Annotated in this window: 20 protein-coding genes and 1 tRNA gene; 1 reads left to right on the top strand and 20 read right to left on the bottom strand. The window is 63.4% G+C overall.

Translation table 11 applies throughout. From position 1 onward, the window contains the following. Positions 1-162: 162 nt before the first annotated feature. From AB7290_RS21530 to AB7290_RS21600, 15 genes are all read right to left on the bottom strand, one after another. A complete protein-coding gene (locus AB7290_RS21530) occupies positions 163-819 on the bottom strand; it encodes a protein-L-isoaspartate O-methyltransferase family protein (RefSeq protein ID WP_063983331.1) in 657 nt (218 codons plus the stop codon). Positions 820-956: 137 nt separating this feature from the next. Further along, a complete protein-coding gene (locus tag AB7290_RS21535) occupies positions 957-1,133 on the bottom strand; it encodes a hypothetical protein (protein ID WP_094183926.1) in 177 nt (58 codons plus the stop codon). 270 nt (positions 1,134-1,403) lie between these two features. Further along, the gene (locus tag AB7290_RS21540) at positions 1,404-2,408 is read right to left on the bottom strand and encodes an ABC transporter substrate-binding protein (protein WP_085399547.1); all 1,005 of its coding nucleotides are present in this window, start codon (positions 2,406-2,408) and stop codon (positions 1,404-1,406) included. Beyond that, entirely contained in the window at positions 2,405-4,510 is a 2,106-nt protein-coding gene (locus tag AB7290_RS21545; protein WP_085399546.1) for an adenylate/guanylate cyclase domain-containing protein, read from the bottom strand. The genes AB7290_RS21540 and AB7290_RS21545 overlap by 4 nt, the downstream gene beginning before the upstream one ends. Before the next feature lie 22 nt (positions 4,511-4,532). Continuing rightward, entirely contained in the window at positions 4,533-5,549 is a 1,017-nt protein-coding gene (locus AB7290_RS21550) for a SphA family protein (RefSeq protein ID WP_085399545.1), read from the bottom strand. 61 nt (positions 5,550-5,610) lie between these two features. Beyond that, positions 5,611-7,038, bottom strand: a complete 1,428-nt coding sequence (locus AB7290_RS21555) for a DUF1254 domain-containing protein (RefSeq protein WP_166096534.1) — start codon at positions 7,036-7,038, stop codon at positions 5,611-5,613. A 25-nt stretch (positions 7,039-7,063) separates the two neighbouring features. After that, a complete protein-coding gene (locus AB7290_RS21560; RefSeq protein ID WP_085399543.1) occupies positions 7,064-8,083 on the bottom strand; it encodes a DUF1214 domain-containing protein in 1,020 nt (339 codons plus the stop codon). Positions 8,084-8,094: 11 nt separating this feature from the next. Continuing rightward, positions 8,095-9,036: an HlyD family secretion protein gene (locus AB7290_RS21565; protein WP_085399542.1), complete on the bottom strand. Its 942-nt coding sequence runs from the start codon at positions 9,034-9,036 to the stop codon at positions 8,095-8,097. Then, positions 9,036-9,275, bottom strand: a complete 240-nt coding sequence (locus tag AB7290_RS21570; protein WP_014495358.1) for a DUF3302 domain-containing protein — start codon at positions 9,273-9,275, stop codon at positions 9,036-9,038. Before AB7290_RS21570 ends, AB7290_RS21565 begins: the two co-directional genes overlap by 1 nt. A gap of 32 nt (positions 9,276-9,307) precedes the next feature. After that, positions 9,308-9,799, bottom strand: coding sequence for a hypothetical protein (locus AB7290_RS21575; RefSeq protein WP_244623025.1), 492 nt, complete (start codon positions 9,797-9,799; stop codon positions 9,308-9,310). A gap of 74 nt (positions 9,800-9,873) precedes the next feature. Then, complete coding sequence (locus AB7290_RS21580; protein WP_085399540.1) at positions 9,874-10,911, bottom strand: HAD family hydrolase; 1,038 nt, start codon at positions 10,909-10,911, stop codon at positions 9,874-9,876. An 83-nt stretch (positions 10,912-10,994) separates the two neighbouring features. After that, positions 10,995-12,815, bottom strand: coding sequence for an arylsulfatase (locus AB7290_RS21585; protein ID WP_085399539.1), 1,821 nt, complete (start codon positions 12,813-12,815; stop codon positions 10,995-10,997). A 72-nt stretch (positions 12,816-12,887) separates the two neighbouring features. Beyond that, positions 12,888-14,477, bottom strand: a complete 1,590-nt coding sequence (locus tag AB7290_RS21590; RefSeq protein ID WP_441253790.1) for an arylsulfatase — start codon at positions 14,475-14,477, stop codon at positions 12,888-12,890. A 137-nt stretch (positions 14,478-14,614) separates the two neighbouring features. Next, positions 14,615-15,628 (bottom strand): formylglycine-generating enzyme family protein, encoded by a 1,014-nt coding sequence (locus tag AB7290_RS21595; RefSeq protein ID WP_085399537.1) that lies wholly within the window; start codon positions 15,626-15,628, stop codon positions 14,615-14,617. Between the two features lie 459 nt (positions 15,629-16,087). Next, the gene (locus tag AB7290_RS21600) at positions 16,088-16,267 is read right to left on the bottom strand and encodes a hypothetical protein (RefSeq protein ID WP_223153560.1); all 180 of its coding nucleotides are present in this window, start codon (positions 16,265-16,267) and stop codon (positions 16,088-16,090) included. Between AB7290_RS21600 and AB7290_RS21605 the strand changes: the two genes are divergently transcribed. Further along, positions 16,247-17,131: a helix-turn-helix domain-containing protein gene (locus AB7290_RS21605; RefSeq protein ID WP_245343994.1), complete on the top strand. Its 885-nt coding sequence runs from the start codon at positions 16,247-16,249 to the stop codon at positions 17,129-17,131. The genes AB7290_RS21600 and AB7290_RS21605 overlap by 21 nt on opposite strands. 153 nt (positions 17,132-17,284) lie before the next feature. Here the strand turns inward: AB7290_RS21605 and AB7290_RS21610 are convergent. The 5 genes from AB7290_RS21610 to AB7290_RS21630 all read right to left on the bottom strand — a co-directional run bounded on the left by AB7290_RS21610 (position 17,285) and on the right by AB7290_RS21630 (position 21,622). After that, positions 17,285-17,359, bottom strand: a tRNA-Asn gene (locus AB7290_RS21610). A 132-nt stretch (positions 17,360-17,491) separates the two neighbouring features. Beyond that, positions 17,492-17,860: a hypothetical protein gene (locus AB7290_RS21615; RefSeq protein ID WP_085401469.1), complete on the bottom strand. Its 369-nt coding sequence runs from the start codon at positions 17,858-17,860 to the stop codon at positions 17,492-17,494. A gap of 210 nt (positions 17,861-18,070) precedes the next feature. Continuing rightward, entirely contained in the window at positions 18,071-19,765 is a 1,695-nt protein-coding gene (locus AB7290_RS21620; protein WP_085401467.1) for a flotillin family protein, read from the bottom strand. A 23-nt stretch (positions 19,766-19,788) separates the two neighbouring features. Next, positions 19,789-20,448: an OB-fold-containig protein gene (locus AB7290_RS21625; RefSeq protein ID WP_085401466.1), complete on the bottom strand. Its 660-nt coding sequence runs from the start codon at positions 20,446-20,448 to the stop codon at positions 19,789-19,791. Positions 20,449-20,458: 10 nt separating this feature from the next. Then, a complete protein-coding gene (locus tag AB7290_RS21630; RefSeq protein WP_085401465.1) occupies positions 20,459-21,622 on the bottom strand; it encodes a PspA/IM30 family protein in 1,164 nt (387 codons plus the stop codon). Between the last annotated feature and the right edge of the window lie 288 nt (positions 21,623-21,910).

The following is a 21,910-nucleotide window of genomic DNA, read 5'->3' on the forward strand; positions in this document are numbered from 1 at the left end:
TCTACCGAGTGGAGTCGTTGCCCCTCAGCAACATAGGCTGCCAATTGGCGCAACGGAACCACCTGAAGGTAGTTCCCGGTGGAAACTCTTCACGTGCAGCATCCGGGCCACACTTCTGATTCAGAACGGGATTTTAACGGGCCAAAGCCCTCAATCGGGCGTTCAGAAAACGAAAGCGGCGGCCCGTTCCAACCCGGGAAGGACCGGAGCTGCGGCATCGAACAGCGCCCGATGGCCGAATTCACCGTGGGTATGGGTCACGATCACGGCCCGGGGGGGCGTGGATTGGGCCGACACCCCCACGAGGCGCCCGCCCTCCTTGAGCTGCCCGAGCAGCGCCTCTGGCGTCACCTCGAAGGCACCGTTGAGGATAATGACGTCATAGGGAGCGGCAGAAGGATCCCCTTCGGCGCAGGCTGCAGCCTTGCACGTGACGTTGGCGAGGCTGGCGCAAGCATCCTTGGCCTTCGCGGCCAGGGCCGAATCACACTCCGTCGCGGTGACCTGACGGGCGAGCCGGGCCGTCAGCGCGGCGAGGTAGCCGGTGGCGCAGCCGACCACCAGCACGTTGTCCCCCTCGCCGATTTCGGCGGCCTGGAGCAGCTTGCCGGTCAGCTGCGGCTTGATCAGGAACCGCTTGGCCCCGCCTTCGCTCACGTCGAGATCGAGGTCGAGATAGGCCAATGCCTGCCTGGCAATCGGCACGAACGCCTCGCGCGGAACTGTGAGCATCGCGTCGAGAATACGGCGATCGGTGACGTCATTGGTGCGCACCTGGCCATCGACCATTTTTAGGCGCGCGGTCGAGAAACCGGACATTTGCGGACCCTGCAATGCGGACGATGCCGCGGACGAAATTTGGCGGCATCTTTGGAACAGGCTCCGCGAAAACGCAACACGTCCGTTGGCCCGGCGGACCAGGCTGCGCAACCCGAGGCGTCAAGGTGATCGATGAGCTATTCGATCGTGACTGCGAGGCGGCCGATCAATGCGGCGACTTCGTCGAGCCGCGCCGAATCGTGCGCCTCGACGGCGCGCGCGAGGCAGGCCAGGCATTCATCATCGCTGAGCTCGGGAACGTCCGCCGGCAGAATCGAGGGGGCCATTTCGGAACGGTCGAGGACGTCTGGCATTGGAATCACCTCCGTAAGGATCCGGCGCCTGCCAAGCTCGATTTGAATTGGGTCGAATTGGCGTCGCCCTCATGACGCGACCGCGCCCGACACACACAACTGCTTGAGTGCGATTCTGCGCTGGGGCGGATATCACCTGACGTGGCGCCGCGGCTACATTAGAATGCGGGCGCAGGATATTGAAAACATATTGAAATATGATCTGCCTGCTGGGCAGGCCGATGCATGGCCCGAAGGGAGTGTCCGTGCGAGCCTGTGCCCCCTGCAAGTTCAGGCGACGGTTGCAAGGTAGAGCTGCGTGTCGAAATAGTCTGCGGCCCGCACGGGTGTGGTGACGCCGGCATCCGTCATGAAGAAGTCACTGACCTGCTGGAGCCATTTCACGACGGTTCCGTCGGAATAGAGCCGCTTCCATTCGCGCGAGGAATAGAGCTTCTGGGCCTTGAAGGCTTCCGCGATGTCGGCGGGACGCGACTGCCCGTAATGTGTCTGGAGCGCCTCCGCTGCGGCCGCCGGGTTGCGCACCATGTGGTCGTTCGCTTCCGCCCAGGCGCGGATGATCCGGGCCAGCACGTCCCTGTTCCCAGCATAAAAATCCATCCGCGCGGCCCAGCCGCCGAGCACGGCGGATTGCGGGTAGAAGGCGGAGGCGTCCACCAGCTTGACCGCATCCGGCAACGCCTCGCGGACGGCAATGTTGAACGGCACCCAGAGCGCAACGGCCGGCACTTCGCCGGCAATGAACGCCTTGACGGCGGCGGCCATGCTGCCGTTGACGATCTCGACCTCGGACGGGTTGACGTTGTTGGCCCGCAGCGCGCGATCGAGAAAAATGTGCGCCGTGGTCTTCATCGTCGTCGCGATCCGCTTGCCCCTGAGATCTGCCATCCCCTTGACGCCGAGCGCCGGCCGGACCCAGAGCTGCGCGGTCGCGACCTCAATGTCGTTGATGAGAAAGCCCCGGCCGCGGCCGAGCGCCAGATAGTTGGAGATGACGCCGCCGGCCGAGAGGACGTCGAGCTCACCCCGTGCCATCGCCTCGAAGACCTCAGGTCCGGTGTTGAACTCGTGCAATTCGAAATCGATCCCCTCGCGGTCGAACGAGCCGCGATCGAGCCCGGTCCAGATGTGTCCGTCCACGGCGACAACGTGGAGATAACCGAGCCGAATTCTGCTGCGCGCCTGCGCAATGGCTGGCGCCGCGTGCATTGACGCGGCCGCCAGCGCCGCGCCGTGCCGCAGCAACTGCCGGCGATTGACACCGAAGATGTTCATGCCGCCGCTCCCGCATTCCGGGCCGCGGACCGAAATCGCTGGGCATGAAATAGCGCGACGCTATCCTTGGGATAGTCGTGCAGGAAGGCCGACAGCCGGACCCGCGTCGTCTCGGCCGCGCCGTCCTGCGCGATCGCCGCAAAGACTTCATCCCAGCGTCGACACATCGTAACCTCGGCTTCATCGGCGTGCGCGAGCTCGCCGCGGAGCTCACTGACTTCGATCGCGTCGGCAAATCCCTTCGGCGTGATACTGTCGACGCTGCGGAACAGGAACCGATCGCCGACGCTGGCGCGGACCGCCGCACTGACCAGCACGCGCGTGCCGTAATTCTTGTTCAGTCCCTCCAACCGCGACGCCAGGTTGATGGTGGCGCCCAGCGCGGTGTAGTTCATCCGGTCGCTCGAGCCGATGTTGCCGACCACGGCGACGCCGACATGCAGGCCAAAGCGGGTGTCGTAGGGCGGCCAGCCCTCGCGGCGAAACTCCTTGTTGAGCGCTTCGTTGGCCGCAAGGCATGCCAGGATGGCGCGGCAGGCATTGACGGTGTGGTCGGGATCGTCGGCCGGCGCGTTCCAGAATGCCATCACGGCGTCGCCGATATATTTGTCGATCGTGCCCTGGTGCCGCATGATCTCGTCCGACAGTACCGCGAAATAGCGCGAGGTGTGGATCATCACCTGCGACGGGTCGGCGCGCTCCGTCTTGGCGGTAAAGTCGGCGACGTCGGTGAACAGCACCGTGACCTCACGCCTGGAGCCGCCGAGGCTGAGCGAAGAGCCGGTCTCGATCAGCTGCCGCACGATCTGGCGCGGGATGAAGCTCGCAAAGCTGCGGACGACGCTGCGCATGGTGAACACCGAACGGCCAAGCTCCTCGATCTCGGCGATGACAGAATGGACGCGCGGCCGCTCGGTAATCTCGAACCGCTGGATCGCGTCGGTCTCGTCGGCGAGCTTGCGCAGCGGCTGTGCCATCAGCGATCCGAGCCAGAACGCGAATGGCAGCGTGGCTCCGACGAAGGCCAGCGCCAGCGCGAACAGCGTGCGGCGCTCGTCGATGATCTGCGCATAGAACTCGTCGAGCGGCGCGACCATCGCCATCCGGATATTGGCCGAGCCGGCCGTCTCGAGCCTGTGAACCGCTGCAACGTAGGTTCGGCCCGACGCGTCGGCAAAGAACTGCTGGGCCGCCCCGCCGTCCCGCCAGGAGCGGATGACCGGCACGAGCGCAGGCAGCCGGAGCGCGCCGATCTGTGGCAGGTCGTCCTGCCGCTCCGGGATCTCCGCCATCAGGCGGTTCATCTCGGGATGGCCGACGATGCGCCCGGCATCGTTGAACAGGAACGCCAGCCCCGATTGGCCGAGCTTCTGCTCCGCCAACATGTCCTCGAACCGATTCAGCAGCAAATCACCCGCAATGACGCCGCGGCGCCCCTCCCTCAACGGCGTCCGCAGCGTGTAGCCCGGCTCGCCCGTGGCGTAGAAGACGTAAGGACCGGTCAACAGCGTCTTGTCGTTCTTGAACGCCTCGACATACCAGGGCCGCTGCCGCGGGTCGTAGCTCGCGGGTCCGGCGACCTCGGCAACTTGAATGAGGTTTTCGGAGAGATACTGCGTGACAGGCGCGGCCCCCGCCGTTCGCGAGATCACGACCAGCCGGAAGGCAGCATCCTCATCGACGTTCAAGCCCTTCCGGAACGACGGCTGGGCCCGGTCGATCACGTCCATCTCGATGAACGAGCCGTCCTCGTAGCCGACATAGAGATTGAAGAGCTGCGGGTTGTTGCGCAGCATCGCCGCCATCAGGCTGTAGAGCCGCGTATTGTCCGCGATGTCGGCCTCCTGAATCGGCGGCAGGCCGGACAGGATGTCGAGATTGTCGCGGACATTCTTGAACTGCTCGTCGATGTGATCGGCGCCAAGCTGCGCCACCTTCTCGATGAATCCAGAGGCGGCCGTCCTGGTGATGGCGGTCACGCGTTCGAAGCTGAGATAGACCAGCGTCAGGCCCACAAGCAGCACCACGCCCACGAACACCGTGATGATCGATGTCTGGTAGCCAATGCGAAATACGCGTTTGCTGGTTTTCTCTCCGGTCATCGGAGCTGCTTGAACGCCTCCATCAGTACTTTCGAACGATGGGCTTCGTCGCCGCCGGCGCGGGCGCTGCCGGCGAGACCGAGAAAGTAACCCAGGTCGACCAGCTGTTCGGCCGGTTCTCTGTCTCAAGGTCCTTGTAGCCTCGGACATTGAGATAGCCCTGGTAGCCGTCGGACATCGGGATCATGAAGCCGATCTGCGGACCGATGCCGACCGCCTGGCCGCGGAAGCCACCGAGCTTGGCGCCGGGACCGCTATCGTCGGTGATCTGCTGGAAGAAATAGCCGGCGATGCCGATGTGAACGTTCTTACTGACGAACTGCGAGGCAGCCCAGTCGACATGAAAATCCATGCCGTTCTGATACTGGAGGGCCCCGTTCATGAAACTATAGGTGAGGCCGCCGACGATCGAGAATTCGTGTCCGGTCTTCGGATCGAGATAGGTGTAGCCGGCACCGACGTCGATGGCGGGGAAGCCAAAACTCAGATTGGCGAGCCGGCTGGAATCATAGGTGCCGCTCGGGATGTTGCCGGTGATGTAGACCAGCTCGTTGTGGACGCCCTGATTCCATTTCAGCGTGCCCTGGTAGAACACGTCGGTCAGCGTCGTGCGGTTGTCGGTGGCGCTGCCCGAGATCGTATTGCCGCGCGGACCGGTCAGCGTCGCATCGATGCCGGCGCCAATGTTGCCGGGCGCGGTGAGCACGGTGAAGCCGGCTTGGCCGCCCAGCACCGGCATCGGCGAGGTGTAGGTGATGCCCATGACGAACGCGTCGGCATGTGCGTTGAGGCCGGCGGTCACCGAGCCGGGTATGCCGCCGCTGGTGACGAAGTTCTGCCCTCCTCCGGCCTTTTCGTTGAGGTGAAGGTAGATCGTCGAATAGGCCCATCCAGGCGTTACGGGAACGGCGGCCAAGCTGCCGAAGATGCCCGGAAGCCAGAAGCTCACGCCGCCAGAAGCGGCGAGCGCGGGCTGAGCGGCGAAGCTCGCCAGCGCCAATGCAGTCCCGAGCCCGGCTTTGCGAATGTGTCCCGTCATGTCGCGTCTCCCTATTCTCGTCACGTCTTCCACCCGAACGCATCACGCTCGCCCAATTGCACTACTTCTTGGCGCCCCCGATCGTGGCGGCGACACGCTCGGCATCGGGCAGTTTCCAGCTGTGGTCGAACAGCGGCTGCTCGGGCCCGTAGAGGCGGAATAGCAACTCGAACTTCCGCGCCGGATCGGTCGGCACCCAATTGGCTTCCTTGCCCTCCGGCGCCTTCGGACCGAAATAGACATCGACCGAACCGTCGGCATTCTTCTGGATGCCCGGGCTGATCGAAGCCCGGCTTGCACTCGGCATGTTGCGCACCAGCGCGTGCGTCTCGCGGTCGTAGACGGTTGCGGACCAGTATTGCTTGACCGGCGCGTTGGCGGGCACCGTCAGGCGATAGGTGGCGGCGCCGTCGAACGGCTGGCCATCCCTGTCCTTGTTGGCCAACAGGTAGAACTGCGCGGTGCCCAGTCGCTTGATACCGGTGAAGCCAAGCGTGTAGGAGACGCCGCGCATGTCGACCGGATAGGTGTTCGGATCGGCGTATCCAGTACTCGCCGCCTTGACCATCTCCGGCACCGCAGCCGGGAACCAGCGGATGCCCGGGTTGATTACGGCGAAGCCGGCGTCGTAGCGCTGTTCGAGTATCGCATGGGCCTCGCGGGCGGCCTGATCGAGCAGCGCGACGGTCTTCTGATCCGGATTGAAAGCCTTGCCCTTCTCGATGCCGATGCTCGCGAGCTGGTCGATCATGGCCCGATCGCGATCGAGCCACGGCTCGTTCTGCACCACGCGGTCGAGGCTGCGATAGAAGCTCGCATCGAAGGGAATCGTGGAGTCGAACAGCACGTCGTAGGCGTCAGTGAAATTGGTCTGCGGCGGATCCTTCGCCTGCGCGAGTGGGTAGACCTTGACCTGCTTGCCGTAGGAGACCGACTTCGCCACGTCGGCATCGCCGTGGCTTGCGAGATTGGAGCGCAGCAGCGCGAAGCCGCTGAACGTGTCCGACTGAAGCGAGATGTAGCCCGCGGGCGCGTCGCCCTTGTAACCGGGCGGCAGGATCAAATATTTGCCGCCCTGCCCCTTGTCGGCGCCTTCGGGACCTGCGTCCTCCAGCGGCATCTGCCACGCCGTGACGATGTTGCCCGCGATCGAGCCGCCTTGCGCGGGCGGAATGTCGATCACGACCGGGCCGTCCTTCACGTTCCAGAACGACATCAGATAGATCGAGTCCGGATTGGGCGTCAGCGTCTGGTTCTTCCAGTTCACCGGCTTCGACCAGTAAATGATCTCGTTCGGCTTTGCCTTGGTCGTCCCAAGCATGGTCTGGAGCATGAGATCGGCATTCACCGCCGGCATGCCCCAGATCATCGCCTCGACTGCGCGACGCTGGATAGTGCGCGCGGCAACCTCATCCGGCGACAGACTCTGCGCATGCGCGCTCGCTGTCATCAGTGTCATGGCGATGGCGCCTGCGATTGCGTGTCTCATGACAGCCTCCATTCTCGTTCAGCCTTCAGCTCACCGGCTTCGGCTCGGGGAATTTCCACTTGCCGTTCAGAATTTCGGCACGCGGCCGATAGAGTCGCACCGTGTAGTTCCAGCCCTTCATGATCGGCAGGCAGTTCGGGATCTTGCCGTCACAGCCACCGAACTGGACCACCGTGGAGCCGTCGGCTGATTTCGTCGCCGTCAGATTGTTGAGCGAGTAAGCGTTGTAGGGGTTTTTCTCGAAATAGCCCTCGGCGTTGTAGAGACTGATCGACCAGAAGCCGTCCACCGGCACATTGCCGGGGACGGTCAGCTTGTAGACGGTGCTGCCGTCGTTCTTCTCGGGAGTGACGCTGAGATAGGTGGCGTCCTTGTCGGGATTGCCGCCCCATCCCGCAGCGGTCGCGATCAGGTGCCGGATCGGATCGACCTGCCCCTTGGCGCCAAACGCATCCTTGAAGCCGCCTGCGGTTGACGACAGCACCAGGAGCGCGTCCCGCACCTTCTTCTGACTGACCGGATCCCAATTCGGTATCTCGAACTTGCCGGGCGCCTTCTGGCTGATCGTGACGGCGTCCTGGACTGCGCGGACCTTCTCGACATCCTTGGGATCGTTGGGATCGACGAGGGTTCGAAGCCCGATCAGCGCATAGCGTGTGCCGACCCTCTTCCGATCGTAGGTGTAACTTCCGGCGCGATACTCTATGTCGCCGACGATGTAGTGATCCTCGTTGACCACCATCAACGACCGGAACCGCTTGCCAGCGTCCGGCAACTTGATCGTTACCGGTCCCGCATCGAGATCAACGACGGCCATGGAGTACAGCGTGTCACGATTCGACCGGATGACGCCCTGCTTATCGATCGCCATCGGCTCGCGATGGTGAAACAGCTTGCCGATGCCACCGGCGTCCTTGACGCCGTTGCCGAAGTACAGGTCGGATTCCGCGCGCCCAAAATTATCGACCGTCACCGGGACCGGCGACTGCGCCTGCGTGGCCGAGGTGAGGATGAGGAACGAAGCCGTCAGCATTGCTCTTTTCATGCGCCCTCTCGCTAGAACGGATTGACGTAATTCAGGATCGCGACCTGCCGCAGGATCACGCGGCGCACGACGTGGGTCGGTTTGACGTGATCGGTGTAGATCGCAGCCGTTCCGGCGCTGCCGGCCGGCAACCGTTTGACGAAATCGGCGTCGTCGAGCTTGACGCGCACGACGAAGGGGGCGGCCTCGATGGCTTTCGGCAGGACTGCCGTGCCCGATGTCTGCACCTGTCCGGTCGCGATCGCCTGGAGCACGCTCTCGACCTTGCCGGAGTAGATCTGCCCGGGTGCGAATTTGAATGTGGCCTCGACCTCCTGGCCGGGCGCCACGTAGCGCGCATCGTTCTGGTTGATCTCGACGCCGATGATGGTGCTTGAGACGTCAATGAACGCCATCACCGGCGCCAGCGGCAGGTTCGCCACGCGCGCGCCCTTGCGCAGCGCGAGATTGGTGACGTAGCCGTCGGCCGGCGCGCGCACCACTGTCTTGTCGAGATTCCACTGCGCGGCCTCGAGCTGGCCGGAGAGCTGGTCGGCCTCCGATTGCCGCTGTTCGACATCGAAGCCGCGGCCGGCGTCGCGCTCGTAGAGCTGCGTCATCTGGCCGAGGCGCGTCTTGGCGAGCTTGAACTGCGCGTCGATCGCCTTGACCTGCGCCGCGTAAGGCGTCGGGTCGATCTTGAACAGGACATCGCCTGCCCTCAACGGCGCGTTGGCGAGAACCGGAACATCCGTCACCTCGCCCGCCACATCAGGCACGATCGAGACTGCATTGCGCACGACCAGCGCATTGCCCTGCGGTGCGCCCCACCCCATCGGGATCAGCAGTCCGAACAGCAGCAGCACCAGCACGATCGCGGGCGACGCCTTCCAGAACAGGTTGAAGCGTACGATCCCGAAATGCACCAGCAGGAACAGCAGCACCAGATAGGTATTAAAGAGCGCGACACCCATCACGCATCTCCCGCCTTGCGTGCGGGCACGTCGAGATAGGCCCAGATCAACGCGATCGGCCACAGCGCGAAGCCGAAGAACAGCGTGATCCAGCCGGCGACAGTCACTGCCTGCGCATGAGGATGGTTGCGCGACTTCGCGATGTGGCCGGGCAGCCAGCCCGCGATACAGACCACGCCGATCGCGCTGGCGAGCAGGATCACCAACACGATCCAGGCGAAGATGTCGTAGCCGCTCATGACCGCCGCCTCATTGCGTCAGTGACGTGCCTTCATTGGCAGTAGTCCCAAAAACCCTGCGTGCGGGATGGATCGGTGTAGTACCAGCACATCCCCGGCGCGGGCGCAGCACCCGCCCAGGCCACAGCCGTGGCCGCTGTCACGAAGCCGATCGCAGCACCGGCGGCGATCGCGCCGCCCCTCGGCCAGTGGTAATAGCCGGGTCGCGCCCAGCCGCCGCGCCCGGCCACGGCCGTGGTGCTGCGGACGGCGACGTTGCCGCGCGGTCCGACCACTGCGGTCCGGCCGCGATAGGCGGCGCCTCGGGGGCCGACCACGGCGCCGCCACGATGGACCACGGCCCCACCACGCGGCCCCATGGCGGCCCCGCCGCGGCGAACAGCGGCACGCACCTCGATCAGATCGGATGGTCCAGTCGCGCCCTGCTGGATTGCCGCTGGCTGGAGCGGCGCCGCCGCCACCGTTCCGACCGGAAGCGACGCGCCGGTTGCCAACGCCAGCAGGCAGTTCGTCCACCGAAACATGCGCATATGTCCAGACATCCTTGTCCTCCCTTTGTTATTGCTGTCATTGATGCAGCTTCCCGCACGCGTCCTCGTCATTGCGACGCTTCCGCGGTGCCGCGTTCGGACGCAAACATCGTCGTCCAGTCCTTTGTCATGTCGACGACGGTCCAGCCGCGCTGCATGGCCTCGTCCCAGGCCTTGTCGAGCTTTCCGATCTTGGACTCCCTGTCGTAGGAATATTCGCGGGCCGCATCGGTGTGATGGACGATGCCGACGAAGCGCGCGCCGGGGCCGGCCGCAGTCCATTGCAGCATCTGGTGGTCGCCGTCCGAATTGCCGAAGGCAAGAATCGGGCGGCGGCCGATGAAGCGGTTGATGCCCGACGGCTTGCCGGGACCGTCGGCGATGAACTCGACCTTTGGCAGCTTCATCAGGACGGGTTTGCCATCGGCGTCGATCTTGAATTGCGTGACGCCGGAGGAGCCGACCACCTGCTCCGGCGGAATGCCGTAAGCCTTCTCGGCCCAGACCCGCATGAACTCGACACCGCCGCCTGATACGATGAAGGTCTTGAAGCCGTTCGCGCGCAGGTAGGCGAGCAGCTCCACCATCGGCTGGTAGACGAGCTCGTTATAAGGGCGATGAAAGCGCGGGTGCTGCGCCCGGGTGAGCCAGTCGGCAACCGAGGCAGCGTAAGCGTCGGTCGTCACGCCGCTGTGGGAGGCCGCGATCAGTGTCAGCAGACCCTTCTCACCCTGCGCCGCCAGCGCGTCCTTGTTGCCTGAGAGGAACGCCTTGAAGGGCTGCTGCTGCTTCCACTCGGGAGGCGCCATCGCCCTGACGCTATCGAGGCCGAAGGCCGCCTGGAAATAAATTGGCTGTTCGCACCAAAGTGTACCGTCGTTGTCGAACACGGCAACGCGCTCCGCCGGCGGCACGAAATCGACTCCGCCTGGCGAGGTCACCCGCCCAACAAAGTCGATGATTGATGTCTTCGTGACCCCGTCGTTCCACGAAGGTAGAGGTCCGGTTCGAGCAAAAGCTGCCGCACTCCAGACCGCGACAGCATTGATGGCGGCGAAACCGATCAGAAACCCACGCCGGGTGGCAGATGCGAGGGAAACGGGCATTCTGGATCTCACAGGCGCAAGTGAGTAACTACGAAGGTGGCACCGGCCCGCAACGACGCGGGCCGGTGAGGATGGGGTGTCAGCTATTTGACTCCGCGTTGCTGGAGCTGCTGTTCGATCATCTGATTGACGCCCGAGCGTATCTTGTCGATGCTCTGGGCGCGTTGTCCCGCCCTGGCGCGGTTGTCCTTGATCTCATCGAGCTGCTCTTCAAGGATCGTGGCCGGTACGAAACTCGGTGGGAACGACCGCGGCGGAAAATCCTTGAAGGTCATGACGAAGGCGCCGACGTCGTCCATCGCGCCGTAGACCTGCCCGACATGGTTGAGTTGCCAGTCCCAGAATGTGTTCGAGGTGATGTCAGCCCGCTCGAACGGATCCTGAAGCAGGTTGAATATCTTCTGGAGGCGTAGCTTGGTGAAGGGCTCGGCCCAGACGCCCAGTGTGCCGGGCAGACGCTGCTCGGCGTAGACATACTTGTAGTCGCCCTTGCGCAAGGCCACGAGCAAGCCGTCATCATCCGAGTAGAAGAACTTGTCACGAGCGCTCTTGGTGCCGTTGTTGTTGCCGGCCGTGCCACTGACGTTGCGCAGGAATGCGGTCTGGTCGAACCCGTCGAGATGGACCTTGTAGTTGATGCCGTTGGCGGTGTACCCGGCGCTCAGCTTGTTGACGATGTCGGGCTCACCTGCCGCCGAGCACAACGTCGGAATCCAGTCGTTGTGGCTCATCAGCTCATTGGTGACCGTGCCCGGCTTGATGACGCCCGGCCAGCGCACCAGGCACGGCACGCGGAAAGCGCCTTCCCAGTTGGTGTTCTTCTCGGAACGGAACCAGGTCATCGCGCCGTCCGGCCAGCTGTTCATGTGAGGACCGTTGTCGCTGGAGTAGACGACGATGGTGTTGTTGGCGATCCCCATATCGTCGAGGGCTTTGAGCAGAGTACCTACCGTATCGTCATGCTCCTGCATGCCGTCGATGTATTCGCTGTCGCCATGCGTGTAGCGGCCGCGATGATCGGTACGCACATGGGTGCGCAAATGCATGCGTGTGGCGTTGAACCAACAGAAGAACGGTTTGCCGGCGGCCTGTTGCCGTTTCATGTAGTCGATGGCAGCGGCCGACGTCTCGTCGTCGATCGTTTCCATGCGCTTCTTGGTCAGCGCGCCGGTATCTTCGATGGTCTGTTTGCCGATCTTGCCGAAGCGGGGGTCTACGGTCGGATCGTCGCGGTCTGCCGCCTTGCACCTCAGCACGCCTCGGGGGCCGAACTTGGCGAGGTAGCTGGGGTCTTTGGGATAGTCGGGTAGTTCCGGCTCCTCCTCGGCGTTGAGATGATAGAGATTGCCGAAGAATTCGTCGAAGCCGTTGACGGTCGGCAGCGACTCGTTGCGGTCGCCGACGTGGTTCTTGCCGAACTGTCCGGTGCCATAGCCGAGATTTTTGAGGAGGCCGCCAATCGATGGGTCGAGCTGGCTCATGCCCATCGGCGCACCGGGAAAGCCGACTTTGGTCAGGCCGCTGCGAATGCCGTGTTGGCCGGTCAGGAACGCCGCGCGACCCGCCGTGCATGATTGTTCGCCGTAATAGTGGAGGAACTTGATCCCCTCGCGTCCGATGCGATCGATGTTGGGCGTCTCGTAGCCCATCAATCCGTTGGAGTAGGCGCTGATGTTGGCGATGCCGATATCGTCGCCCCAGATCACGAGAATGTTGGGCTTGCCTCCCGCTGGCTGAGCTGCCGCCGGCGCGCGAGAGGGCGCTGCTTGCTGCGCTTGCGCCAGTGCTTCCGAGGTCAGCGTCGCTGCTGCGACGATCGATGATGTTCCAAGGAGCAGATTTCTGCGGTTGATCGTTTGTTCAGCGTCGGAGGAATTGTTCTTGTTCTTTAGTTCGCCGCTCATTTCTACGCTCCCTGTGTTTCATTGGTCGTTCACGTCAGCCGCTCGGCGTTGCTGCCAGGCGGTCACGCCACGCTATTGCGTGACTTGAAAACTCCTCTGCATCTTCTCGACGATCTGATCGATGCTGAAGCTCGACGGCCGCTGACTCGGGGGAAATTCCTTGAAGGTGGCGAGGAACTCCCCCACAATTCTAGGCGCAGCAATGAACACACCCGCGCCGTCCGTCATGAGCCAGTCGTAGTAGGTGTTCGACGTGATATCCGCGCGCTCGTAGGGGTCCGAGCGCAGATCGAAGATTTTCGGCACGCGCAATTTGGTAAACGGCTCAGCCCAAATTCTTAATGTACCTTGCGCACGCTGCTCTTCGAAGACGACTTTCCAGTTCTCGTAGCGCAGAGCCACCACGTCGCCATCATCGTCGAAGTAGACAAACTCCTTGCGCGCGCTGCGCTCCTGCTGACCCGTGAGGTGGGGAAGCTGGTTATATCCGTCGAGATGGACCTTGAACGTTTTGCTTCCGGCCCGGTGCCCCCTCAGCAGCTTGTCCTTGATATCCGGTTCACCCGCGGCCGCCAGCAGGGTCGGCATCCAGTCGAGCGCGCTGATGGTCTCATTCGAGATCGAGCCGGGTTGAATTCGTCCTGGCCAGCGGATCATGCACGGCACGCGGAACGCGCCCTCCCAGTTGGTGTTCTTTTCGCTGCGGAACGGCGTCGTTCCCGCATCCGGCCAGGAGTTCTGATGCGGCCCATTATCCGTGGTGTAGATCACGACGGTATCGTTACCGATGCCGAGATCGTCGATAGCCTTGAGCACCGTTCCGATCGTCGCATCGTTTTCGATCATGCCGTCGGCGTATTCGGTCCTGGCCGTCAGCCCGGGCGGGCCACGATGGGACTCCCGTACATGCGTGCGAAAGTGCATTCGGGTCGTGTTGAACCAGCAGAAGAATGGCGTGTTGGCCTTCGCCTGACGTTGCATGAAATCGATGGCGGCAGCCGATGTTTCGTCGTCGATCGTTTCCATCCGTTTCTTGGTGAGTGCGCCGGTGTCCTCGATGGTCTGCTTGCCGACCTTGCCCCAGCGCGGATGTTCGGTCGGATCGTCGCGATCCGACGCCTTGCAACGCAGCACGCCCCGTGGGCCGATCTGGTCCCGCATACCGGTCGGATAAAAGCGGTTCTCCGGATCTTCCTCGGCGTTGAGGTGGTAGAGATTGCCGAAGAATTCGTCGAAGCCGTGCACGGTTGGCAGATATTCATTGCGGTCGCCGAGGTGGTTCTTGCCGAACTGCCCGGTGGCGTAACCAAGCGGCTTCAACAACTCTGCGATGGTCGCGTCTCGCGCTTGCAGACCCACGGTCGCGCCGGGAATGCCCACCTTTGAAAGGCCGGTGCGCAGCGTGCATTGGCCAGTGATGAACGAGGACCGCCCCGCCGTGCAGCTCTGCTCGGCGTAATAGTCCGTGAACATCATGCCTTCTTTCGCGATGCGGTCGATGTTCGGCGTGCGATAGCCCATCACACCAAAGGAATAGGCGGAGACATTGGTCTGTCCGATGTCGTCGCCGAAGATCACGAGGATGTTCGGCTTGCGGCCGGACGCCGATGAAGCCGCCGGGCTCGCGGCTGAACCCGGCGCCGCTTTCTGCGCTTGCGCCAAGCCTCCGATGTCAGCGTCGCCGCGGCGACGATGGACGAAGTTCCCAAAAGCAGCTTTCGGCGATTGATCGACTGGTCAGCCCCGGACTGGGTGTTGTTCTTCTCCAACTCGCTGCTCATGCGATACTCCCTATCTTGCTATGTTGCAGCAGACCCTTCTTGTTCGCGATGAACAACGAGAGGCGTCCGCATCACGCAGCGGAAGCCGACATGGCTGGTTGAAGTATCGACCGGCTCGGCGTGGCGCGCCGCGGGGCGGTAGCGACGGCAATAGTTCGGCGCGCAGAGATGCGAGCCGCCCTTCAAGACTTTGCGCGGGATGCGGATGTCGGGTTGACATGGATCAAAGCTCGCCTCCTCGCGGCCGCCGCGGGGATTTCTGGGAATGCAGCAAGGCTTTGCGGCATCGGCGGCATGCTTTGACGACCACCAGTCCGAGGTCCACTCCCAGACATTGCCGATCATGTCGTGGAGGCCGTAGCCGTTCGGCGGGAAAGCCATGACCGGCGAGGTACGCTTGAACCCATCCTCGCCGAGATTCTGGACGGGGAAATTGCCCTGCCAGATGTTGGCCATGTGCTTGCCGCCGGGCATCAGCGCATCGCCCCAGGCGAACTCCTCGCCGTCGAGGCCGCCGCGCGCGGCGAACTCCCATTCCGCTTCCGTCGGCAGCTCCTTGCCGGCCCAGCGGGCATAGGCTGCCGCATCGCTATAGGAGACGTGCACGACCGGATGGTCGTCGAGGCCCTTGATGTTGCTGCCGGGGCCGTAAGGATGACGCCAGTTGGCGCCGCGCATGAAGGACCACCATTGGCTCCAGTCGGTGAGATCGGTGATGCGCGGCAGCGGCGAGAACACCAGCGAGCCGGCGTAGAGCATCTCCTTCAGCGCGCCGGGATAGTCCTTGGGGTCGGGAACGATCTGCGCCTCGGTGACGTGGCCGGTCGCGTTGACGAATTGCTTGAACTGCCGGTTCGTGACGGAGGTGCGGTCGATCCAGAAACCGTCGACGGAGACGCGGTGGCTCGGCGCCTCCTCGGGATAATGATGGTCGGATCCCATACGGAAGGTCCCGCCGGGAATGAAGACCATCTCGCCGGTCTTCACGTCGTCCGGCAACCACTCGCAGTGATCCGTATCCGCCCGCAGCATCGTGGAAACTCCGATACGAGTATTCCACCCGATACTATGGCGCGGATTTCAGCAGGCGTCGACGAGAGCACATTGCCCGGCATTCTGGACGCATTGTCTGGTCCCCTCTTCTTGGCGCCGAGGGTGCGAGATGGGTGTCGTAGACTTGCGTCAGCATCTCTCCCTCTTTTGCGCACATCCTTCGAGCCCGCGGCAACACCATACCGCCATCCCCGCCCCGCGGTTCGCAGAACGATCGTTGCCGATATCGCCTAGGTTGCAAATGGTATCCGAAGATAGGATGCCCGTGATGTGCAGTTTGTGCCAATACGTCGCGCCGATCGGTGAGGCTTAACGACACATGTCGCAAATTCCTCAATCCGCAGCGTCGTGTGGCGTACAGCTCGCGTCAAATTCGGCGATAATTTACCTCAAAGCGCGAACTCGGACTGTCGTACCCACTTCGCGTTGTAGTGGTGTTCAGCCGCCGCCTGCCGCAGAATTGTCGCGCTTGAGTAACAGGGTGGCGCCATGGGCCAATTCCTTCTGGTTGATTCGCGTAAGCTCGACGGCTTCGAAGGTCTTCACCAGGCCGTTCACGGCTCGCACGTCGATGTCATGCAGCTCGGGCGCGGGCGATTGCGCGGATCGCTCTCCCATGTCGGCATCGGCGATTTCTCGCTCAGCATCGGCACCTTCAGCGTCGGCATGCGCACGCAGCGTGTCGCCAGCGACGACAAGCTGATCATCGGGATGCTGCTCGCGGCCGAAGAGCGCGTCACCCACTGGTCCTTCGACATGCGTCTCAACGACGTGCTCGTGATTCCGCCGCTGCTCGAGCATGACGGAATCTTTCACGGTGCATCCGCTTACGCCGCCATGCGCTTCGACATCAACGAGGTTGCATCGCTGTTCGGCGGCGAAGCGAGGCTGAGCAATCCCGACACCTGGCGCAGGCGCGACCATTTCCGGGCGGCCCCCGATAGCGGCGCGATCGCCGCACATCGTCTGGTCCGGATCATGTCACATCTGCGCACCTACAGGAGCGGCCTGACGCCCTCGACCGCCGATTTCTGGAAGCGATCGATCGTCGAATGCATGGCGGCCAACGTGATGTCGTCGCTACCGCCCGACGACACCGGCTGGCTGCCTTCGGCAAGGCGGCTGATCCGCCGGGTCGAGGAGTATCTCGACGAGGCCGGCACGCGCCCGGTGCATGTCTCGGAGATCTGCGCCGCTCTCGGGGTGTCGCGCCGCACCCTCCATCGCGCGTTCCAGGAGGTGTTCGGCTTGGGCCCGGTCAGCTTCCTCAGGCACAAGCGGCTGTGTGCGGTTCATTCCATTCTGCATGAGAGCGTTCCCGGCTCGACGACCGTGGCCGCTGTTGCCATGCAGCAGGGCTTCTACGAGCTCGGGCGGTTCTCGCAGTATTACTATGCGATGTTCGGGGAACGTCCGTCGCAGACCCTGGGAGGACGAACTGTCCCTCGCCTGAGGGTTCAACCCTCTCAGCATGAATTATAGGCGCCTGGTCAGGCTGTGCTGGGGGACAGCTATGGTCCGACCGATTCCCTCTCCACCGGCCGACTGCACAGCCGTGCGCCGGGCCCAACGCGGCGGCCCCGGGGGGGTGTTGCGCAATTACAACGCAAGTAAGGCTTTGAATTTGCTGGATTTTGGCTCCCCGGGCTGGATTCGAACCAGCGACCATCCGATTAACAGTCGGATGCTCTACCGCTGAGCTACCGAGGAAAGGGCGAACCAGTCGTTCGCGCGCGGCTGCGTATAACAAAGCCGCTTGCGCTTGCAAAGGACGAATTCGCGATCTTGCACAATGCGCCGAGGAAGGGCCGCCACCCCTCCCCTGGCTCAAGTCAGGTCAAACTATTCGGCGACGAAGGACGTGGTCTTGGTTCCGGAATCGTACCGCAACCGAAGCGCGGTGATCTTGCAGAGGTTGACGTTCTTCCAGAGCACGGATTCGTCATAGTTCTGCCAGTCGACGCGGATGTTCCAGACACATCCCTCGTCGTCCTCTTCGAACTCGACATAGGTGCTCGCCTGGTTCTGCAAAACCTTGTCGAGCTCGTTCTCCCATTCGTCCAGGCCGTCGTCCGGCGCGTTGAAGCCCAGGAATTTGATGGCATAGCCGGTCTCGTTGACGACAGTGACGTTGCGGGCGTCGGCCGCGAACGACGGCGTAGCGGCGATCGCAAGACCGATCGCGATCAGTCCGGACAGAAAATACTTCATGTGAAATTCCCCCGATCGAAAGAGGCTCCGGTGCCTGACGTCGATCCGCGCAGGCACCGCGGCAACAAATGGCGTTGCCTCGAAGAATTCACCCGGAGCGCGATCGAGTGGTTCAACACGCGATCGATCGACGCTCCAGAGCGTGCGCGACGCGAGACGCGCACGGGCAGTTCATATCGATTCGAATTCTCCGCAGCAATGAACCGGCGTTCATAGATCGGCGGTGTTTGTTTTCTCCGGCGCGGGCGCCGGCACTGCGGCGCCGTTGCTCTTTCCCGTCACGGCGCCGACCAGCGCTTTCACGGGATCCTCGCCCGGCGCAAACCCGCTCTGGCGCAGGATCTCGTCGATCATCGGACGCAGCGCGTGCACCTTGAGGAGCTCGCCCGCAAGCCCTTCGCCGAAGCCGACATTGCCGCCGCCGGTGCCATTGCCGCCGAACGCGCCGCCGGTGTGCAGGATGCGGACGTCCTTGAGATTGCCGATCGGCTTGACCATCTCGGCCAGCGCCGAGGGCATGGTCTCGATCCGCTTCTTGGCGAGCTCGAAGTCGATGACGTTGGCGCCGAGCTTGTTCTGCGCCTCGTTCTTGAGCGTGATGATGGCGGCTTCGGCCTCGCCGATATTCCTGACGCCGACAGCCTTGATCTTGTTGGACTCGGCTTCCGCGGTGGCCAGCGTCTTGACGGCCTCGGCGCGATCGAGCGAGGCCTTCTTTTCGGCTTCGGCTGCGACGATCAGCTCGGTCGACTTGCGCTCGGCCTCGGTGCGCGCGGCGAGCACCTGGGTGAGACGGGCACGGTCGGCGACCTCGACTGCGCGTGCGGTCACGACCTTTTCCTCCGCGGAGACGGCGAGCGCCTCGGCGGTCTTGGCGTCGGCGACGGCTTCCGAGGTCTGCTTGCTCTTGGCCGCGATCTGGATCTCGTTCTCCTGCGTGGCGATCTGGATTTCGCGCTGCGCGTCGGTCTTGCGCTTGTTGATGGCGAGATCCGACTCGATGACCGCGGTTTCCTTGACCTGCTTGGCGCCGGCCTCCTTCTCGGCGACGGCGCGGTCGGTATCGATGCGGGCGTTCTCCTCGGTCAGGCGCGCCGTCTGCGTCGCAGTCGCCACCTCGGCGCGGGTGCTCGCGGTCTTGTTGGCGATGTCGCGCTCCTGGGAGAGCTCGGCCTCCTTCTTGGTGCGCTCGATGGTCAGGGTCTGCTGCCGCGCCTCGAGGTCCTTTTGCGCAATCGCCACCTCGTTGTCGCGCACGATCGAGTTGCGGTCGCGCCGGCGCGTCTCGGTGACGGTTTTCAGCTGGGTCAGACCTTCGGCGTCGAAGAAGTTTTCCGGATTGAAGAATTTCACATCCGTCTGGTCGAGCTTGGTCAGCGACACCGATTCAAGCTCGAGACCGTTGGATTTTACATCCGACTCCACGGTCGCCTGCACGTGTTTGACGAAATCGCTGCGCTTTTCCTGCAACTCCAGGATGGACATGGTGGCCGCCACCGAACGCAGGCCGTCGACAAATTTTGCCTCGACCTGGTTACGCAGGGCTTCGGCGTCATTGGTCAGCGCGCCCAGCGTCTGGCTCGCGAGCGCAATGCTCTCATCGTCAGGACGGACGCGCACGTAGAACTCGGCGACGATGTCGACGCGCAGGCGGTCCTTGGTGATCAGGGACTCCCGCTCCTTGCGCTCGACGGTGAGCCGCAGCGTCTTCAGGTTGACGCTGGCATAGGAGTGGAAGATCGGCAGGATCATGGCGCCGCCGTCGAGCACGACCTTCTTGCCGCCGAGGCCGGTGCGCACGAAGGCCTCGTCGCGGGTGGCGCGCTTGTAGAGGATGGTGAAGACGATCCCGAGGACGACGATCAGCGCGACGCCGATCATGGCCGGGACTGCAATGTCGAACATGACTTTCTCCGATAAATGACTTGTCAGCTGCTTAGAGGCGGTTTGGAAGGTTTCAGTTCATCGTCGGCCTTCACCGCCACGAAGCGGGTGCCGGCGCGATCGACCAGCAGGACCATGGTTCCCTGCGGCAGGGGCAATGATGACGGTGCGGCGACCGCCCACACGAAATGGCGGTTGCCGTGGATGTCGGCGACGCTGACGCGGCCGGGCGGCCCCTGATCGAGCGGGCCGATCACGACCTCGCCGACGCGGCCGACGAGATCGCCGAGGCCGACGGCATAGCTTTCATCCTTGGGAATGACCCGCGCGATGCCCCTGCTTGCGGCGCGGACCAGCGGAATCGAGACGGCGACCGCTCCGACCGAGGCGAGCGTTGCCGGCAAGGGACCGGCCACCATCCGCGCGATGTCCTGGATCAGGAAGCCGGTGATGGAGAAGGCGCCGAGCAGCAGCAGCAGGAAGATTAGGAGCGGCACGCCGCCGACATTGATCCAGGAGATGGCGTTGATCACGCCATTGTCGCTGGGGTGACCGAAATCGATGTTGGTGCCGAGCATCTCGCTGAGCGAGGCCCCGACCAGCATCGAGACCACCTCGATCGAGCCGACGATGAGGATCATGGCCGCCGCGATCGCGAACGGCCTGACCTCCGGCGACATCACGTGTTCGAGCAGAGCGCTCATGACACATTACTCAGGAGCGCGACTTCAATCGCGCCAGCCTCGCTGCAATTTCCTTGTCGCGATGCAACGTGCTGAGCTCGTCGATGTCGCTTGAGTACGGGATGGAGGCCGGAACGCCGGTGGCGCGCGCCACCGCCCTGCCCGCGCGCAGCGCCTTTGCTGCTGCCGAGGCGCCGCCCTGTTTCCGGGGCGACGTCGAAGCCTGATGGCTTGCCTGAGCCTCGCTCTTTTCGAGATCGGCACGGCGTTGCTCGGCATCCTGGAGCGCTGACAGCACGGCGCGCAGCGACGTCACACACTGCTCGATCTTCTCGTTGTTCTCATCGATGGCGCGGGAGAGCACCTCGAACTGCGCCTCGAGGTCCATCTGCCGCGCGATGCCGGCGCGTGCGAGATCGTCCCGGCTATCAGCAATCGCACCTTCGATCTTGGGCGCAAGATCGGTCATCTCGCGTTCGATCTCGGTGCGGCGCGCGTTGAGACGGTATTCCTCGGCGCGCGCGGCCGCGAGCGCATCGCGCGCTTCGCTCTCCGCGCGCTCGATCTCGCGGATGGCTTGGCCAACCACGTTCAGCTTGTTCTTCCCCTCCGCCTGCTCGATCGCGTCATAGGCGATCCCGGCGATCAGGCGCCCGACCCGGGACAGGAAGTTGTCGGGGGCGGCAGCGATGGTATCCATAGCGTTCTCCTCCTCTGGCAGATTGTTCGGCGTGACGCCGTAGTGAACTTCAAAGCCGTCGTCGGTGCGGATCAGGTGCGCGGGCGCGCTCTGCCCCCAACCCTCGGCATAGCCGGCATAGTCGAAGGGCACGCTGAAGCGCCCCTGCACGGTTGCAATCGAAATGGTGGCGGGGCCCTTGATCTTGACGAGCTTGTCATCGAGCGGCAGGCGGCGGCCCTGCGCGGCGCGATAATCGGCGCGGTCGCGCAGGCCCAGCGTCACCAGGCGCGAGGGCAGCGCGGTTTCTTTCCGGATCGGCTCATAGGCATGGGCATGGAGCAGGACGACATTGGAGCCGACGTTATGGCTCCGCGCCACCTCGTCCAGGATCTCCATCATGCGGTCATAGGCCCTGAACGTCGCCTCCATGGCGGCCTTGGCGGCCGGGTCAGGGGCAAGCCTGTAACGCAGCGCGGACGGCGCGTTTTTGGACGACGGGCTCATGGAAAGCACTAAAGCACCATTTTGGTGCTTTAGGAAGAGGAAATACGATCACGTTCCCCTGACCCTCATGCACTCTGTGGGTTAGTCGTCGGCCGCAGGCGACGCGTTCAAGGAGGTTGATTATCCCTAGATCACGGCCGATCAAGACTTCTTGCACGCGCGGGTTGCAATTTAAGACGAAGTGGAGGGAGCGTTTGGCGACTGCCACTCTCGTGTCCCGGCCGCGTTGCAACGTGGAACGTTACGGCGCCAAGCCGGGACCCGGAAAGCCGCACCGTAGCTGTGGCATGGGCCCCG

It is taken from the genome of Bradyrhizobium sp. 613_E4_N2_2, from assembly GCF_052075995.1.
Lineage (GTDB): Bacteria > Pseudomonadota > Alphaproteobacteria > Rhizobiales > Xanthobacteraceae > Bradyrhizobium > Bradyrhizobium barranii.